The 17269-nt window shown below is 64.5% G+C and carries 13 protein-coding genes; 4 read left to right on the top strand and 9 right to left on the bottom strand.

Translation table 11 applies throughout. The features are described 5' to 3' along the window. Positions 1-71: 71 nt before the first annotated feature. The 4 genes from SCH01S_RS04495 to SCH01S_RS04480 all read left to right on the top strand — a co-directional run bounded on the left by SCH01S_RS04495 (position 72) and on the right by SCH01S_RS04480 (position 6684). On the top strand, positions 72-1691 hold the full coding sequence (locus SCH01S_RS04495; RefSeq protein ID WP_245612156.1) for a GMC family oxidoreductase: 1620 nt from the start codon (positions 72-74) through the stop codon (positions 1689-1691). 81 nt (positions 1692-1772) lie between these two features. Then, entirely contained in the window at positions 1773-3272 is a 1500-nt protein-coding gene (locus tag SCH01S_RS04490) for an amidohydrolase family protein (protein WP_046347585.1), read from the top strand. A gap of 47 nt (positions 3273-3319) precedes the next feature. After that, a complete protein-coding gene (locus tag SCH01S_RS04485) occupies positions 3320-4570 on the top strand; it encodes an MFS transporter (protein ID WP_046347633.1) in 1251 nt (416 codons plus the stop codon). Between the two features lie 80 nt (positions 4571-4650). After that, positions 4651-6684 (top strand): M13 family metallopeptidase, encoded by a 2034-nt coding sequence (locus SCH01S_RS04480; RefSeq protein ID WP_046347584.1) that lies wholly within the window; start codon positions 4651-4653, stop codon positions 6682-6684. Between the two features lie 60 nt (positions 6685-6744). On the opposite strand, the gene SCH01S_RS04475 is transcribed toward SCH01S_RS04480, so the two are convergent. From SCH01S_RS04475 to SCH01S_RS04435, 9 genes are all read right to left on the bottom strand, one after another. Next, positions 6745-7098 (bottom strand): hypothetical protein, encoded by a 354-nt coding sequence (locus tag SCH01S_RS04475; RefSeq protein ID WP_217995411.1) that lies wholly within the window; start codon positions 7096-7098, stop codon positions 6745-6747. Between the two features lie 447 nt (positions 7099-7545). Beyond that, on the bottom strand, positions 7546-9147 hold the full coding sequence (locus SCH01S_RS04470; protein WP_052733771.1) for a S10 family peptidase: 1602 nt from the start codon (positions 9145-9147) through the stop codon (positions 7546-7548). A gap of 193 nt (positions 9148-9340) precedes the next feature. Further along, entirely contained in the window at positions 9341-10951 is a 1611-nt protein-coding gene (locus tag SCH01S_RS04465) for an O-antigen ligase family protein (RefSeq protein WP_046347582.1), read from the bottom strand. Positions 10952-11096: 145 nt separating this feature from the next. After that, complete coding sequence (locus SCH01S_RS04460) at positions 11097-11495, bottom strand: VOC family protein (protein ID WP_046347581.1); 399 nt, start codon at positions 11493-11495, stop codon at positions 11097-11099. Beyond that, positions 11495-12505, bottom strand: coding sequence for a hypothetical protein (locus SCH01S_RS04455; protein ID WP_046347580.1), 1011 nt, complete (start codon positions 12503-12505; stop codon positions 11495-11497). The genes SCH01S_RS04460 and SCH01S_RS04455 overlap by 1 nt, the downstream gene beginning before the upstream one ends. After that, on the bottom strand, positions 12505-14061 hold the full coding sequence (locus SCH01S_RS04450) for an MBOAT family O-acyltransferase (protein WP_046347579.1): 1557 nt from the start codon (positions 14059-14061) through the stop codon (positions 12505-12507). Before SCH01S_RS04450 ends, SCH01S_RS04455 begins: the two co-directional genes overlap by 1 nt. A gap of 16 nt (positions 14062-14077) precedes the next feature. Continuing rightward, positions 14078-15013 carry a class I SAM-dependent methyltransferase gene (locus SCH01S_RS04445; protein WP_169746354.1) on the bottom strand — a complete coding sequence of 312 codons (936 nt, stop codon included), beginning with the start codon at positions 15011-15013 and terminating at the stop codon, positions 14078-14080. Further along, on the bottom strand, positions 15010-16917 hold the full coding sequence (locus tag SCH01S_RS04440; RefSeq protein WP_052733770.1) for an HAD-IIIC family phosphatase: 1908 nt from the start codon (positions 16915-16917) through the stop codon (positions 15010-15012). Before SCH01S_RS04440 ends, SCH01S_RS04445 begins: the two co-directional genes overlap by 4 nt. A 25-nt stretch (positions 16918-16942) precedes the next feature. Further along, a complete protein-coding gene (locus SCH01S_RS04435) occupies positions 16943-17185 on the bottom strand; it encodes an acyl carrier protein (protein ID WP_046347576.1) in 243 nt (80 codons plus the stop codon). Between the last annotated feature and the right edge of the window lie 84 nt (positions 17186-17269).

Here is a 17269-nt window from a genome sequence, read left to right as displayed (position 1 = left end):
TGCCCGGACGGCTGGAGTGCCGCTCTGAGATCGATTAGCCTTCCGGCCAAGCGGCTGGGATGGTGTTCCGATTGTCTGAAACATATGACTTCGTGATCGTCGGGGCCGGCAGCGCCGGGTGCGTGCTCGCAAATCGCCTGTCCGCCGACCCGGACACCCGCGTGCTGCTGCTCGAGGCCGGGCGGGCCGACAAGGGACTGATGTTCCACATGCCGGCCGGCATCGCCCAGATCTTGCCGCCGGAGAAGCAGCACCGGGCGAACTGGAATTATTGGACGGAGCCGCAGCGGCACCTGAACGGGCGCCGCCTCTACTGGCCTCGCGGCAAGGCGCTGGGCGGCTCCTCTTCCATCAACGGCATGGTCTACATCCGCGGCCATTCCAGCGACTATGATCAATGGGCGCAGTCGGGCTGCGTCGGATGGGGCTGGCATGACGTGCTGCCCTATTTCCGGCGCGCCGAGAGTTCGGAACGCGGCGCCTGCGAATTTCATGGCGGCGAGGGCCCGCTGCACACCTCGATCCGACACGCGGATCACCCCTTCGTCGATGCCTTTCTGGGCGCGTGCGATCAGGCGGGTATCGGCCGAACGGACGATTTCAACGGCGCCCGGATCGAGGGCGGCGGCATCTACGATTCGACGACCAGGGATGGCTGCCGGTGGTCGGCCGCGAAGGCCTATCTGGAGCCGGCGCGCACCCGCCCCAATCTTGAGATTTGGACCGATGTGCTGGTCGAGCGGGTGCTCTTTGAAGGGCGGACGGCCAAGGGCGTCCAGCTCCGCCGCGCCGGGTCACAGCAGGCGGTCAGCGCGCGCGAGGTGATCCTGTGCGGCGGCACGATCAACTCGCCCCAGCTGCTGATGCTGTCCGGCGTCGGCCCCGCGGAGCAGTTGCGGGAGCACGGCCTAACGGTCGTGGCGGACAGCCCAGAGGTAGGCCGCAATCTGCAGGATCATCTCGACGTCATCCTGCAATGGCGCTGCACGCAGCCGATCACGCTCAACGCCAATGCCGGCCTGATCCCGAAGCTTGCGACGCTCCTGCAGTGGCTGCTGCGCAAGCAAGGGCAGGGCAGCTATATTCCGACGCCGCTCGGCGCCTTTTTCTCGACCCGGCCCGGGCTCGCCGCGCCCGACATGCAGATCCATTTCGTGCCGGCGCTGGTGCCCCCGCACGGCCGCGGCGGAATCGGTGCGGAGCACGGTTTCCAGATGCACCTGTGCCAGCTTCGGCCCGAAAGCCGCGGCACCATCCGGCTCAAGTCCGCGGATCCAGCAGCCCATCCGGCGATCGATCCCGACTATCTTTCGGCGCCCGCCGATCTCGAAGCGCTCCTGGCCGGTATCGACGTGACGCGCCGGATCGCGCAGGCGCCCGCCTTCGCTGAATACCGGGGCGCCGAAGTCTGGCCAGGCGATGCCGTCACCGGCAGGGAGGAACTGGTCGCGGCGATCCGCGACTGGGCGGAAACGATCTATCACCCGGTTGGCACCTGCCGCATGGGCGCCGATGAAAACAGCGTTGTCGACCCGAACCTGAAGGTCCGCGGCCTGACCGGGCTCCGCGTCGTCGATGCCAGCATCATGCCGACCCTGGTCACCGGCAACACCAACGCCCCAACGATCATGATCGCCGAGAAGGCGAGTGACCTGATCATGGCCGAATGCAGCCGCGATCGAGCCGCTTGAGATCGGGCTTACCTGCGTCTTGCGGACGGGTGGGTTCCTGCCGAAAAGAAGCTCGCGCTGGGAACAAGGGGACTCGGTAAAATGAAGCTGCCATTTGTCGTCGCGAGCCTCGCGGCTGCGCTTGCCACAGGGTCGAGCCTGGCCGCCGTCTCTTTCGCCGACCGTGTGTTGCCGCCCAGGACAGCGCCGCAGCCCGCCATCCGCCCCTTCGTGAAGGTCGACGCCCCGCGGATCGCGCTTCGTCATGTCCGCATCATCGACGGCACGGGCCGGCCGCCGCTCGAAGATCGCACGATCCTCCTCGAAGGCGGCAGGATCACTGCGATCGATCTGGGTTCTGCATCCCTGCCGGCGGACGTGACGGTCGTGGACCTTGCGGGCCGGACGATCCTGCCTGGCCTCATCGGCATGCACGATCACATGTACTATATCGCGCGCCCCGATCTCGATGCGGACGGGCATGCCGACGTGCCGACTCCGCTCGTCCCGCAGATGACGTTCAGTGCGCCGCGTCTTTATCTGGCCGCCGGGGTGACGACGATGCGCACGACCGGCAGCGTCGAGCCCTACACCGACCTGAACGTGAAGGCCCAGATCGACGCGGGTCTGCTGGCCGGCCCGCACATGGACGTGACCGGACCCTATCTTGAAGGGAAGAACAGTCCCTTTATCCAGATGCACCAGCTGCGAGACGCGGAAGACGCGCGCGACACGGTGGCCTTCTGGGCAGGTGAAGGCGTGACGTCGTTCAAGGCGTACATGAACATCACGCGCGACGAGCTCAAGGCGGCCATCGACGAAGCGCACCGGCACGGCCTGAAGCTTACCGGCCATCTCTGTTCCGTCAGCTACCCGGAAGCCGCCGCGCTCGGGATCGACAATCTCGAGCATGGGTTCTGGGTCAATACGCAGAACGATCCCGGCAAGCAGCCGGACCTGTGTCCAAAGACCGTCGGCGCGCCGACGCTTGCCGGAATGGACGCGGACAGCCCGGCTGCCCGCGCGCTCATCAAGACGCTGGTCGACGCCCATGTCGCGATCACCTCGACGCTTCCCGTGTTCGAGCCCAGCTCTCCCGATTACCGGGCCTTGCCGGACGGCGCCCTGGCGACCCTCACGCCGCAGGCCCTCGCCGATTATCAAAAGCTCCGGCGGCTCACCGAAACCGCGCCGCCTGAACGAAAGGCCGCGCGCGCAAAGCTCTGGTCGAACGAGCTGAAGCTGGAGCGCGCCTTCGCGACGGCCGGCGGCTTGTTGATCGCCGGCCCCGATCCCACCGGCGCCGGCAATGTCATCCCCGGCTGGGGCGACCAGCGCGCGATCGAGCTGCTGGTCGAGGCCGGGTTCACGCCAGTGGAAGCGATCCGGATCGGGACGCTCAACGGTGCGACCTATCTCGGCCTGGCCGACAGGATTGGCTCGATCGCACCGGGCAAGAACGCCGACCTGATCGTCGTGCGTGGCGATCCGTCTCGCACCATTGCCGACATCGAGCAGGTCGAAATCGTGTTCAAGGACGGTATCGGCTATGACAGCGCCGCGCTTCGCGCATCGGTGAAGAGTAGATACGGACAATATTGAAGCCGGCCCGCCGCGGCACCGGCAAGATTGACGAGAGTTCTCTCCCGATGAGGGACGGCAGCGAACCCGCGCACGGGCAGGAGAGCGGGCCGGGCTATGCGCGCGGAAGCGTCGCCTATCGCTGCCTGACCATCGCGATGCTGTTCGCCGGCTTTTCGACATTCTCGATGCTCTATTCGGTGCAGCCGCTCCTGCCGCTGTTTGCCGCGGAGTACGGCCTCAGCGCCGAAGCGGCATCGCTTGCCGTCTCCGTGGGGACGGGCGCGCTTGCGCTCGGGATCCTTATCGCAGGCGTGGCTAGCGACCGCCTCGGGCGACGGCCTTTGATGGTCTTTGCGATGATGAGCGCGGGCGCGTGCACCTTCGTCGCCGCGATCGCGCCCGGCTGGCCATCTTTGCTCGCGCTGAGGCTGTTGACCGGCCTGGCGCTTGCCGGCGTGCCTGCCGTGGCCATGGCCTATGTCGCCGAGGAGGTGCGCGGTCACGATGTCGGGTCCGCGATGGGCCTGTACATTGCCGGGAGCGCTCTGGGCGGGATGGGCGGCCGATTGATCGCCAGCCTCGTCGCGAGCGTTGGAGGGTGGCGATGGGCGGTCGGCGCGGTCGGCGTCCTCGGGCTCGTCATGGCCGAAGCATTCCGCAGGCTGGCGCCGCCGTCCCGAGGTTTCATTCCCCGGCTCGCCAGACAAGGAGGGACGTTGGAGCTGCTGCGCGATCGAGCGCTCCCGCTGCTCTATATGGAGGCGTTCGTGCTGATGGGCGTCTTCGTCACCGTCTACAATTATGCCGGATTTCGCCTGATGGGGCCGCCATACCTGCTGAGCCAGGCGGCGGTTGGCGCCGTGTTCCTGCTCTACATCGTCGGTTCGGCGAGCTCGGCATGGTTCGGAGCGCTTGCCGGGCGCATCGGCCGCCGGCGCATCTTCTTGGTAACGGTGCTCATCCTGATCGCGGGCGTGGGGATCACATCCGCGCGGCCCCTGGCGCTTTTCATCCTCGGCATCGGCGTGGTCACGGCCGGGTTCTTCGGCGCCCATTCGATCGCAAGCAGCTGGGTCGGGCGGCGCGCGCTCCACAATCGGGGGCAGGCCGCGGCGCTGTACCTCTTTGCTTACTATCTCGGCTCGAGCGTGCTTGGTTCCGCTGGAGGCGTGGCCTGGACAAAGGCCGGCTGGCAGGGCGTCACATGGTTTTGTCTGGCGCTCGGCGCGGTCGCACTCGCAGGCGCAGTTGCCTTGGCGCGCGTGGCGCCGCTGTCGATCCCTGACCCGCAGCCTAAAGCACCCGTCGAAGCCTAGCGGAAGGGAGGCCGCGAGCCGTTGAAAATTGGCCCAGGTGCGCGTTGTCGGACAGCGCGGCGCTTGCTAGCCTTTGCTTCATGACCCGCACCATCCTCCTCGCGACCGCCGTTTTTGTATCTTTCCCCTCCCTGCTGCTCGCGGCCGAGCCGACAAAGCCGCGGTACGGCACATGGGGTGTCGCGCTGGCGGACATGGACCGATCGGTGAAGCCTGGTGACGGCTTCTTCGACTTCGCTGAAGGCACGTGGCTGCGCACCGCCCAGATTCCCGCCGATAAAAGCGGGGCGGGATACAACTATCAGCTGCCCGACGAAGCCGAAGCGCAGGTGCGCGCGATCGTCGAAGAAGCAGCCGCGAAGCCCGCCGATCCGATCGCGCAGAAGGTCGGCGATTTCTATGCCGCATGGATGGACGATGCCGGCATCGAAGCGCGCGGCCTGACCCCGCTGAAACCCTGGCTCGCACGGATCGATGCAGTGCACACGCGTCAGCAGCTCGTCGCGCTGATGATGCAGCCCGGTTACGCCTCGCCCGTGGATGTCGGCGTCGGTGTCGATCAGGACGATCCGACCCGTTACACCGCCGTCGCGCACCAGGCACGGCTCGGCCTGCCGGTCCGCGACTATTATCTCGACCAGGGCGAGAAGTATGTCGGTATCCGAAAGGCGTATCGCGACTATATCGTGCGCATCGGCACGCTCGCCGGACTGAGCGATCCGGAAGGCCGCGCGGACCGCATCATCGCGCTCGAAACGAAATTGTCTCAGGACCAGTGGACGCCCGAGCAGCGCCGCGATCCGGTGGCGACGCACAACCCGATGACCCGCGCCCAGCTGATGCAGCTTGCGCCCGAGTTCGACTGGACGCCGACGCTCGCCGGCATGGGCCTCGCGAATGCGGAGCGCGTCGACGTGGCGGAAAAGAGCGCGGTGGCGGCTGCGGGAAAGCGTCTCGCCGACGTGCCGCTTTCGACCTGGAAGGAGTATCTGACCTTCCGCTTCATCAGCGATCATGCATCCTACCTGCCCAAGGCTTTCGACGATGCACGATTCGGCTTCTACAGCCACACGTTGAACGACGTGCCCGAGCAGCGCGCGCGGTGGAAACGCGGCATGGCGATGATCGACCAGAGCCTGGGCGAGGCAGTCGGCCGCATCTATGTCGAGCGGCATTGGGCGCCGGAGACGGCACGGCTGGCCGACGAGATGATGAGCGACATCCGCGCCGCCTATGCCGACAAGATCGCACATGCCGCCTGGATGGACGAGCCGACGCGCAAGGCGGCGCTGACCAAGCTCGGCACCTTCGATCCGCGCATCGGGCATCCGGTCAAATGGATCGACTATTCGAACCTCAAGGTCGGCCGCACCGACCCGCTCGCCAACGCCGTCGCGTCCGATGCCTTCCAGTGGCAGCTCGATCTCGCCCGCTTCCCGCATCCGGTCGATCGCACGCTCTGGGACATGACGCCGCAGACCGTGAACGCCTATTACGATCCGACGATGAACCAGATCACGGTCCCTGCCGCGATCCTGCAGCCGCCCTTCTTCGATGCCGCCGCCGATCCGGCCGTCAATTATGCCGAGACCGGCGCCACGACGATCGGCCATGAAATGGGCCACGGCTTCGATGACGAAGGCCGCCAGTTCGACGAGAAAGGCCGGCTGCGCGACTGGTGGAGCAAGGCGGCGGCCGACAAATACAAAGTCAAGGCCGACCGATTGGCCGCGCAGTTCGACAGCTACGAGCCGATTCCGGGCGTCCACATCAAGGGCCGGCTCACCTTGGGCGAAAACCTGGCCGATCTGGGCGGGCTGGAGACAGCCTATGCGGCGTATCGCCGCTATGTCGCGCGTCATGGCGAGCCGCCGGTGATCGACGGCTTCACCGGCGACCAGCGCTTCTTCATCGCCTATGCACAGGCATGGCAGGGGAAGCGGCGCGAGGGTGCGCTTCGGCAACAGCTGCTCAGCAACCCGCACAGCCCCGACCAGTACCGCGTCGACGGCATCGTCCGGAATTTCGACCCCTGGTACGCGGCCTTCAACGTGAAGCCCGGCGACAAGCTCTATCTGCCGCCCGATCAGCGCGTGCACGTCTGGACGGAATAAGCGAAGGCGCGCGCGGCGATCAGCCGAACGCCAATGCGGCCATCGCCGGATTGGCAAAAGTCAATCGTGCGGGGCTGGTTGTCTGGCATCCTTCCACGCGACCGGCGCAGTGGCGGCCACGAAGACCAGGAACGCGATTTGGCTCATCGTGAATGCACTGGATGCCACGGCCTCGACGAGAGAGCCGTGGAGAGGATGGGCAGCTACGAACCAGAGATTGTGTGCGACGTCTGAAACGATGATCGCGACGGTCAACGCAATTCCTGCTCGCGGGCGGAGGATGAGCAGCACGGCTGCGAGCGGATCAAGGAAGGTAAGGCTGCTCCAGTACAGCGCGGTTGCGGCAGGCAACCATTCCGGGAGCCAACCATGGGCGAGCACTGCCCGCCCGTGATTGACGGTCGCTCCGGCCAAGCAGAGCGCATAGGCGATCCTGATCCAAGAGCCGCGTCGCTGCACTAGGCATCACTAACATGAATTGTCCGACGTCGTATAAGTCTCGACTATCAGCGATATCCGCTAACCGCCTGCCCCGGAGGCCGGCTGACGGAGAGCGGCTCACGATCGATCCGTTGGTGCAGCTTGCTGGTCATCCTGCAGCGGAGCACGGTAGCACCGATCTGCCCGTTCCAAACATACCCGCTTCTTAGGAAACGGCACCCAGCTGGTCACTGGCTGCTTCTCCGGACCTGGTCAGGCGAATGGCAGCCTGCCCCAAAGCGGTCGTTCGGAGCAGCGGCTGCGAACGGCCAAGGCGCCGACATTTGCTATGCCCCAAAAGGGGACGAACAAGCGACCGTTCGGCTCCGTCATTGGAGACGGAATGCGCGTCGGCCGCTTGCTGCCAAGCCGACGGTCGCGTCAGCGGGTAATGCTGTCGTAGAAAGCGTCGATGTCCTGCCGCAGCCGCGCCGCCGAGCCCGGCTCGATATAGATCATGTGGCCGGACGGGTAATATTTGTAGGTGATGTTGGCCTTGAGCGCGGGGTCCAGCTCCATATGCTCCAGGTCATAGTCGGCGCCCGCGAACGGCGTCGCCATGTCGTAATAGCCGTTCAGCGACAGCAATTTCATCTTCGGGTTCTGCCGCATCGCCTGGCTGAGATCGACCGACGTGTTGGCGGCGAACTGGCGGGCATTGCCGGGCGCCTTGTGCTTCCAGTCCCAGGCCGGGCCGATGCCCGAATAGAAATTCGGGCGATAGGTCAGCTTGGTCTGATAGCCGAGATCATTGAACAGGTAATTGTTGATCGCGGCGATGAACGCGCCCGAGATCGCTTCGTTGGCGGCGTCGAACTCAGGGCCCTCGCCGCCGGCATCCGCGTCGATGCCGTCGAAGCGGCTGTCGAGACGGCCGACGGTACGGCGCTGATCGCGAAGCAGCTCCTTGCGGAAGCGATCGGGCCCCGGGCGCAGGTTGTTGCGCAGCAGGAACTCGGGCGAGACGCCGATCAGCGCGGCCGCCTGCTGCGCCACCTGGTTCCGCTCCTCCGGCGTCAGACGATCGCCCTTGGCAAGTGCGGCGGCATAGGGGCCGGTCGCGAACGCCTGCGCCTCCTTGGCAAAGGCATCCAAGTCGGCCGGCTTGTTGGCGATGCGATTATGATACCAGGCTGTCGTCGCGAACGTCGGAAAGACGTTGACGTGCATCTGATCGACGGATGGATCGAACAGCAAAGGAATGTCCAGCACCGTCGACATGATCGTCGCGCCGGCAAGCTGCACGCCGCGCTGCTGGAGCACATAGGTCAGGCCACCGGTGCGCGTCGTGCCATAGCTCTCGCCCAGTAGGAATTTCGGCGACGCCCAGCGGTTGTTGAGCGTCAGATAGCGCTGGATGCCACGCGCGAAGGCGTCGAGATCGCCATCGACGCTCCAGAAATCCTTGCCCGTCGCCTTGCCAAGCGGGCGCGACAGGCCGGTGCCGATCGCGTCCAGGAAGACCATGTCTGTGCGGTCGAGGATCGTGTCCTGGTTGGGGACGAGATGGCCCGGCTCGCCATGCAGCGTGTCGAATCCGGGCACGTCCACCTTCAGCGGTCCATAGCTGCCCATGTGGAGCCACATCGACGAGGAGCCGGGGCCGCCATTGTACAGGAAGGTGATCGGGCGCGGCTTTCCGCCTTTCGGCGCGTCGAGCACATAGGCCGTGTAGAACATTGACGCGATCGGCTCACCCTCGTCGTTGCGGATGGTGAGCGTGCCGGGCGTGACGGTGTAGTTCAACGTGGCCCCGCGGAAGGGGATCGAGCGGTGCCGCGACACCGAATATTCGGTCGCGCTGGCCTGCGCGGTCTCCGACTTGTCGGGCCCGGCAATCGATCCGGATGGTGTCGCGTCGGCGGCGTTGCCGGGCTCGTCCGAATGCTTGGCTGGTTGCGGTCGAGCAGCCTTGTCGGCGGCATGGCTGGGCAGTGCGACTGCCATGGCGACGGTGGCGAGCAGAGTTGCAACGATACGCATGTTTCGGATCCCCGCGAGAGTTCTGCAGGGTCGCTAGCCGATCGTATACGGTTTGGGCAAGCGTGCTGAAGCACAATGGCCAAAGCTGGATGGAAATGGCGCGCCAATGTGACTTTCCCGGCCGCGGTTGGCGTCGGGAGGGGGCCCGGCATTCTCACGCGGACTCCCGCGGTCGATGCGGCAGCCCCGGCCTCTATTCGGCCGGTGCAAGCCGCGGGTCGGATCCGGCGAGCGGGGTCGGATCGAGGTCGGGCACGCTTTGCGCCTGGGCGGCGCGCGGAACCGCTATCGTCCGCGCGTAAAGGGCGACTGCCATGCCGAACATCATGAAAATCAGCGGCACGTTGTCCTGCTGGCTGAGGACAAGGCGGATCACGAACAGCACCGCGATCGCACAGGCGATCGGCAGCGCCATCTCACCCTCCTTGCTGTCCGACGAGAGGTAGGTCTGGCCCATCAGATAGAAGGTGTAGAGGAACATGCCGAAGAAGCAGACCAGCCCCACCAGGCCGTAATCGATGCCGGTCGTGATGAAATAACTGTCGACGGTGATCATTCCGCTCGGTGAGTGGAAATCGAGCGTGATGCCGCTCTGGCCGGTGCCGTAGCCCAGCGGGTTCTTGAACAGCTTGGGCCAGAACAGCGAGAATTGCTCCTGACGTGCCTGGTCGCTGAAGCCGGTCGAGCCGCCGCCGAGCGTTCGGACGCGAACCGCCGGCACGGTGAACATAGAGATCAGTAGCGCCATCGCGCCGAACGGGAACGCAAAGCTGATCGCCGGGCCGAGAATGTCTCGCGCCTTAGTCGCCCATCGTTTCCATCCCCACAGCAGCAGGAACACTGCATGGCTGACAAGCCAGCCGATGATGCCCAGGCGCGAATGGGTCAGGACAATCGCGCCCCACAGCATCAGGTCGAACGAGATCCAGAAGACGATTGTGCCAAGCCTGTTCGTCGCGAAGGCGCGACGAAGCGCGAACGGTGCCAGGATCGCTAGGAACTCCGCCAGGCAGAGCGAAACCGAAAAGACCGAAGCGGCGCGGTAATGGCCGTCACGGACGGCGCCCGCGAGAATGCGCTGCAGCGTTTCGTCTTCGACGGTTAGGAAGCTCGGGATGTGGTTCGCCCAGAGCAACTCGCCGTTCCGGACCTCCAACGCCGCAATGACGCAGTTCACCACCCCCGCAAAGAGCATCAGCAGTTCCCAGCGGCGAAGCGACTTGTAGCCGTCGAACAGGTAAGTGGCCGTGAGCAGCGGAATGCCCCAGATGAAGGCCTGGTTGATGGATGAGTTGACCGACCGGATCGGAATGTCGCTGAACGGAAGCGTAAGCCAATGCCACGCAAAGTAGAGCCCGGCCATGATCCAGAAGGGCCGGGTGGCGATCATACGCTCACGCAGACGGTGGCGCATTTCCCTCGACATGGCGAGGCAGAGCAGCAGGCTCGCGGCCAAGGCCCAGGACCAGAGCCGCCGGAACGAAATCCAGGCAAATCCCGGGATCTGGATCGCCATGTAGTCCGGCCACAGGAACAGTGCCATATTGAAGCCGACAAAGCACACGCCGACGAGCACCAGCGGTCCCGGACCCTCGTCGGGAAATGCCCAGAGAACCAATGCCACCAGCAACAGGATCGGAAAACTGACATATAGAAGCAAGGTGGGGGGCAGCAGCACGACGCTGAGGCCGTAGAACAGCCCCATCAGGACAACGAAGACGTAGAACAGGGCCTTGACCGTGAATCGTCTCAGCCGCGAAGGCTCCTGGCGGTAGCTGGGCAGCACCGCCGCGGGCGTGGTCATTCTCGACCCCCAGGCACCCAAACTCGCCACGTTCGCACTCCCGATCCGACCATGATCGATTTACCGCAGCCAATCCCGAAGAGCCAGCCGCAAAACCAAAGGATTAGCGCGCAGCTCGTGTTCCGGGCAGCGCGGCGCATGCACCTTACAGGAGCTGGACGAATTCCGTGATGATGCCGCGGGTCGCCGCGGGCCTCAGGAAATTGCAGATGAAGTTCCCGGCGCCCTTCACCGGCTCCGGCTCCAGCATCTCGATCCCCTGCGCCCGATAGGAATCCATCAATTCCACCAGGTCGGGAACTTCGAACGCGATATGGTGCAGCCCGCCCGCGCCCTTGTTGAACGATTGCAACCGGCCGCCGTCGGGCACGACGAACTCGACCGGTGAGCCGACCGGGCTCTCGGTGAAGATGCAGAGGGCGTGGAACTGCGGCACATAGCCGCGATAGGCTTCCTTCAGGCCGAGCAATCGCATCAGCGCCGTCACCGAATCCTCGTCGGGCTGGACGATGCCGACGTGGTGGAGCGGGGGACTGTCGAGCATCACTTCGCCTTTCGAAGGAGGGCCGAAACCGGCCCGACAAGCTGGTTCGTCAGGATGGACGCGCCGTGGGCGGTCAAATGTCCATAGTCGGCATAGAGATCCGATCGGCGCGAAAATCTGTTCGCGGCCCAGATCGGTCCGAATTGCGCGTACAGCGCGCCTTCCTGCAACGCGCTGGGGCCGGTGTAATAGGGCAGCGACAGGAACGCGACCTGCACGCCCTTGGCCTGCGCTTCCTTCGCGATCTCCCGAATGAAGTGACGTTCGTCGCCGAATTCCAGGTCGCGATAGCGATCGGGCAGGATGGGCGGGTTGTTCGACCGCTCGAGCTTGGTCACGCCGCGGTGAAGCTCCTTCAGGCCACCCGGCTTGGTCCCGTTCTTGATGCGGCCGTCGGGCAGGATCACGTCGCCCGTCGTGTCGACCACCGACCCGCGATATTGCGACGGATCGAAATGCAGCGACAGCCCGAACAGGTCCGGGAAAAACCGCGCGGCGAACAGCTCCAGCTGGCGGAACGGCAGGTAGATCAGGTCCGAGAAATAATTGAGGTCGCCGATATAGCCGGGGTCCACGATGTCCGCGGCGGGCGCGATATATTTGTAGGCGGAGTGCCCAAAGCGGGACGGCTTCTCGATAACGCCGACGACGATCAGCTTGGGCCGCCGCGTCTTCAGCAGTTCATGGACGATCAGCGCGTTGATGTTGCGCCCGTTCTCGGGAAGCCCGAAATTCACGACGTGCGAGGGAAGACCTCTCGCCGCGAGCTCCTGGCCAAGCTGCACGGCATTGACGCCCTGGGTGAGCCGGGATGGGCCGACGAACGCGACGTCGATCGGCGTCGGGTCGAAATGAATGCGTTCGTAGATCCAGCGTGCGTTGGCGTGGATCGTCCCGTCGAGAAGCTGCCACCGCTGATACGGCACGTCCGGCAATGCGGATGCCGCCGCCCCGAACAGCAGCGTCAGCCCCAGCATCAGGCACAAGCGGTTTCGCCAGAACCGGCGCATCAGAAGTTGAAGTACAGGAAGATCGCCTGCCCCCTCTGGATGAAGAGAATGCCGAGCAGCAGGGCCAGCGCGCCGAAGATCAGGCCCTTGATGTCGGGCCGCCACACCAGCGAGATCCGGGGCGGGGACACGCCTTTCCATTCGTCCCAGTTATAGGCGGGATCATAATTGCGCATCAGCTGCTGCGTGTTGGGGAAGAGGGCGACGATCAGGATGCCGATCGCCGAATAGGCCAGCACGCCCAGACCCAGCGTGCTCCAGCCGGCGGCGGTGATGCCGCTCAACCCGGCCATGCCGTGCCAGATCTCCATCGCGTCGCTGACGCTCGCCGCGCGGAACAGCACGTTCCCGAACGCGATCGCGCAGAGCGTCACGGCCTGGTAGCCGGCGATCTGCAGGGCGCTCGCCTCGCGGATGGGCAAGCCCTGCTTCTTCCGCCTGCGCCGGCGATGCTTCTGGTTTTCGCGCCAGACCTCGTTGATGCAGATATAGCCGGCGTGCAGGACCCCGAACAGAACGAAGGTCCAGCCAGCCCCGTGCCAGATCCCCACGGCGACGAAGGTTATGAACGTCGGGATGCCGATGCCGACCGCGAACTGGCTCCAGCCCGTCAGGCGCTTTTCGGCCGCATAGCGGTTCAGCGGTAGCGACAGCGGCTGGAAGATGTACGACACGATGAAGCGCTGCAGCGTCATGTGCCAGCGCCGCCAATAGTCGATGATGCCCGTCGCTCGCAGCGGGGAGTGGAAATTCAGCGGCAGCTTCACGCCGAACATGCGCCCGAGCCCGATGGCCATGTCCGAATAGCCGGAAAAATCGAAATAGAGTTGCAGCGTGAAGGTGACCGCCGCCACCCAGCCGCCGACGAAATCGATCTCGCGGCCGGACACCTCGTTGAACAGCGGGTTGGCGTAGGCCGACAGGGTGTCGGCCAGCACCGTCTTCTTGAACAGGCCGATGCTGAAGATGACGAGGCCGATCATCAGGTTCTTCGAGCGGATGAACCCGAACGCCCGGCTTTTGAGCTGGGGGATGATCTCGCTGTAATGGACGATCGGGCCGGCGATCAGCTGCGGGAAGAAGGCCGCGAACAAGGCGAAGTCTGTGAACCCGGTCTTGCGGGCCTCGCCGCGCCGGATGTCGATCAGATAGGCGATCTTCTGGAACGTATAGAAGCTGATCGCGAGCGGCAGGGCGATGCGCCCGATCTCGTAATTGGTCCCCAGCAGAAGGTTCGCGTTATCAAGGGCGAAGTTCGCGTATTTGAAATAGCCCAGCATCGCCAGATCGACGCTGACGCCGAATGCGGTCCACATGTTGGAGGATCGGCGCTGGCCATTCTCGCAGCACCGCTCGATCTGCGTTCCCACCCAATAATTGAAGCAGATCGAGAAGGCGAGGAGCGGGAGGTATTTCGGGTTCCACCACGCGTAGAAGAAAAGCGAGAGAGCGGTGAGCGTCCACTTCGTCAGTGCGCCTCTGCCCGCGACCGCCCAGACCAAAAAAAGGGCGATCGGCAGGAAGCCAAAGATGAAGACGAACGAGTTGAAAAGCATCTAGCGCTCGGAGCTCTCAGGCTGCTCGGGCGGTAAGGCCGACGGACACGCTGATCCTGTTCTTGATCGCCTTTTCGATCGGGCGCGCCTGGGTCGCGTAAAGCTCGCTGGCCTCGATCGTCAGGCCCGCCGCCTCGACGAGCGCGGACACTTCATCAGGCGTCGAGAAGAGGTAGATGTGATCGGGCGACGGGCTGTTGATCGGCACGTTCACGAACAAGCGACCGCCCGGCTTGAGCGCCGTTTTCAGGAACCGCACCGCGGTCTGCGGCTGTTCGAGGTGCTCCAGGACCTCCGAAATCACGATCAGATCGTATTGCTGATCGGGTTCGGCGGCCGACAGGATGTCGACCTCCGTCAAATCGACGGGTTTTGAAACGCCGAGCGTGTCGAGCGCCTTTCGCGTCTCGGCGAGCGAGGTCGCGCTGACATCCCATGCCGCGACGCTGCGGACATGCGGATGCTGGGCCGCGAAGAAGACGGCCAGTCCGTGCCCGGGACCGATTTCCAGATAGTCGAACGGCTCCCGGGTCGGCCGCAACACACGGTCGAGAAACATGTCGAACGTGCCGAGATGGTTGTACCAGAGCGCCTGCGTCAGCAGCAGGCCGCTGACATAGGGCTCCATATATTCGGGCCGGGAATAGACCTCGGCCTCGGCGTCGGCGAAGGTCGCGAGCCGATAGCGCCCCTCCCGGTGGAAGAAGAGTTCTTCCTGCCGAAGCTGGTCGCAGGTCCACTTGTAGCCTTCGGCGAAGTGGCGCTCGCGGCCGGCGATCAGGCGGCGGGTCGCCGCGGCGACTTCCTCGGTCGTCGCCATCTGGCCGTCCGAACGCGCGCCCATGCTGCGCGCCAGATAATCCTCATGGTCCGGCCAGACGTCCAGAACGTCACGGACGAGCGCCTGTGTTTCCGGGTAACCGCTCAGGTTCCCCATGGCCGGTGACGTCAAGCAGCTTTCTCCCTCGAAACGCTCAGGACAGAGTCGATGATGTTCATCGGCAGGTCGGGAACGCGATAATCCTCCAACGGAAGCTGCCACCGCGTTCCGCCATCCCCAGCCGCGCCGGCCGGTTCGAAGCCGAGCTTGGCATAGTGATCGACGACGATCACATTCTTCTTGGTCGGCAGATACTCCCCAACCAGCCATTTGGCTCCCGCGCGGCGGGCCGCTTCGACCAGGTGAGACAGGACGGCTTGCTCGACATCGCGGCCCAGCACACGGCAGCTCATCAGCCAGGTGTCGATGTCCCACGTGTCGCCGTTGTCGCGCGCGATCAGGACGGAGATGATCCCGTTGTCGCCAAGACGGTCGGCCAGGCGGACCTGGACCAGATGGAGGCGTGGATCGCTCTCCATCGCCGCCAGTTCCTGCTCTGTATAGCGCCGCGTCGTCAGGTTGAACTGGTTCGACTTGTTGATCAGCTGCGCAACGCGCGGCCGCGTCAGCCGGTCTACCGGACCGATCGTGCAGACCATGTCCAGCGACTTCAGATAGGATGACAGATCCCCGGCCGATGCCAGCATCGACGCCCGTTCGGCATTCGCCTGATATTGGGCGGCCCGCTCCCGGTCTTCCGCGGTGAAGGTCACCGTGTCGAAATAGCCGGCCGCGGCAATGATGCGCGGATAATGGGCAGGGTCTTCCGGCATTTCCGGAACGGCAACGGCGGGCAGGGCGCTGCGGACCTGCTCCCGCTCGAACGGGTTGTCGTCCATGAAGACGAGCGCATCGACGCCGATGTTCAGCGCCTGCGCGATGGCGCGGAGGTTCGTCGCCTTGTCCGTCCAATTGGCCTGGAACACGGCGATGTGCTGATCCTTCAGCAGCATTTCCGGATGTTCGGCGAACGGAATCCGCGCTGTCGCTTCCTCGTTCTTGGAACAGACGGCAAGGACGATGCCTCGTTCCCTGAGATTGAGCGCCATCCTCTGGATCGCAAGGAATGCTTCGCCCGTGGAGGAGCCCTGGCCGAGAACGATGCCTTCCACGCCGTCGTCGCCGATCACCCCGCCCCAGAGCGTGTTGTCGAGGTCGAGGACCAGTGCCTTTTTGGATCGCCCTTTGACCGTCGCGATCGTGCGGGCGACGATGTCGCAGAACAGCGGAATGAGATCCGGTGCAAAGCTGAGCTTGGACGCGTGCCAGTGGCGCGGATCGTCCCATGCCTCCGCGCCGATGGTCGCGGCAAGGCGGCCGATATCGACCAGCACGATATCGCCGGCGCGCGCCATTTCGACGAGAGATTGATTGAACCTCTCGGTCATCGAAATCGGGGAGCCGCCCTCGACCCGATCATAGCTTCCGAACAACGCCTCGACCGGCAACGGGAGGGATTGGACCAGAACCGGCCCCCGAATGCTGGGCTTGAGCGCTGCAACGATCATCTTCACGCGCGCCAGCGCCGCCTCGACGCGCGCTTCTGCTTCGCCCGGCGCAAGCGCCGGGTCGTCCAGGCCCATGATGCGGCGGTCCAGCCCCAGGAACACCATGTCCAGCCCGCTGGTGTGCAGCGGGTCGTTCGGGTCGGTGACTTGCTGGACGGCGGCATTGTAGTGGCCGACCATGACGTCGAGCAGCAATCCATGCCGCACGCCGCTGCCCACCAACGGAGCGGCGAGCAGCGACAGCGTGCCGTCCCCGATCAAGCCGATCTTGAGCGCGGCCAGGTGACCGGACGCTATGGGAGAAGAGAGTGCGATCCGGCCCAGTTTCGAGAGCTGGCTTTCGTCCAGCCGATAGGTCGCGATGCGGTCAAGGCGCGCCGCGGAATCGGCCTCGCCAGCGCTGGCGGCCGCACCGAGCGCCTTTATCTGATCGCGAATGTCAGCCGGCGCAGCAGGCAGCCATGACATCTCTCGAAACATAGCAGGCACAACCTCAGCTGGTCTTGGCCTTCAACTTGTCAACCAAGTCGCCGACACTCTCAAGACTTTCGATCTCGGCATTGGTGAACTTGACGTTGAACTCTCGTTCAATGGCAACCATAAGCCTGATGTGGCTAAGGCTGTCCCATTCCTCCACGTCTTCGGCTGTAGTATCACGAGTAACGACCAAATCGTCTTCGTCGAAAACATCTGCCATTATTTCTTGCAGACGTTCTAAAATCGCTTCATCATTCATCTATGATGACCTCCACCGGCGGGTCTGATAGGCGACGGCACCGCGTTCCGCAAATTGTTCGATCCAGTGCCGGACTTGCCCTTG

Origin of the sequence: Sphingomonas changbaiensis NBRC 104936, from assembly GCF_000974765.1 — a bacterium.
Lineage (GTDB): Bacteria > Pseudomonadota > Alphaproteobacteria > Sphingomonadales > Sphingomonadaceae > Sphingomonas_B > Sphingomonas_B changbaiensis.
The sequence above is the reverse complement of the archived record's forward strand: the minus strand, read 5'-3'. Positions and strand labels throughout refer to the sequence as shown.

Coding starts and splice junctions, on each gene's coding strand:
- SCH01S_RS04490 (WP_046347585.1), top strand. CDS start 1,773: ATGAAGCTGCCATTTGTCGTCGCGAGCCTCGCGGCTGCGCTTGCCACA.
- SCH01S_RS04485 (WP_046347633.1), top strand. CDS start 3,320: ATGAGGGACGGCAGCGAACCCGCGCACGGGCAGGAGAGCGGGCCGGGC.
- SCH01S_RS04480 (WP_046347584.1), top strand. CDS start 4,651: ATGACCCGCACCATCCTCCTCGCGACCGCCGTTTTTGTATCTTTCCCC.
- SCH01S_RS04470 (WP_052733771.1), bottom strand. CDS start 9,147: ATGCGTATCGTTGCAACTCTGCTCGCCACCGTCGCCATGGCAGTCGCA.
- SCH01S_RS04465 (WP_046347582.1), bottom strand. CDS start 10,951: ATGACCACGCCCGCGGCGGTGCTGCCCAGCTACCGCCAGGAGCCTTCG.
- SCH01S_RS04460 (WP_046347581.1), bottom strand. CDS start 11,495: ATGCTCGACAGTCCCCCGCTCCACCACGTCGGCATCGTCCAGCCCGAC.
- SCH01S_RS04455 (WP_046347580.1), bottom strand. CDS start 12,505: ATGCGCCGGTTCTGGCGAAACCGCTTGTGCCTGATGCTGGGGCTGACG.
- SCH01S_RS04450 (WP_046347579.1), bottom strand. CDS start 14,061: ATGCTTTTCAACTCGTTCGTCTTCATCTTTGGCTTCCTGCCGATCGCC.
- SCH01S_RS04440 (WP_052733770.1), bottom strand. CDS start 16,917: ATGTCATGGCTGCCTGCTGCGCCGGCTGACATTCGCGATCAGATAAAG.
- SCH01S_RS04435 (WP_046347576.1), bottom strand. CDS start 17,185: ATGAATGATGAAGCGATTTTAGAACGTCTGCAAGAAATAATGGCAGAT.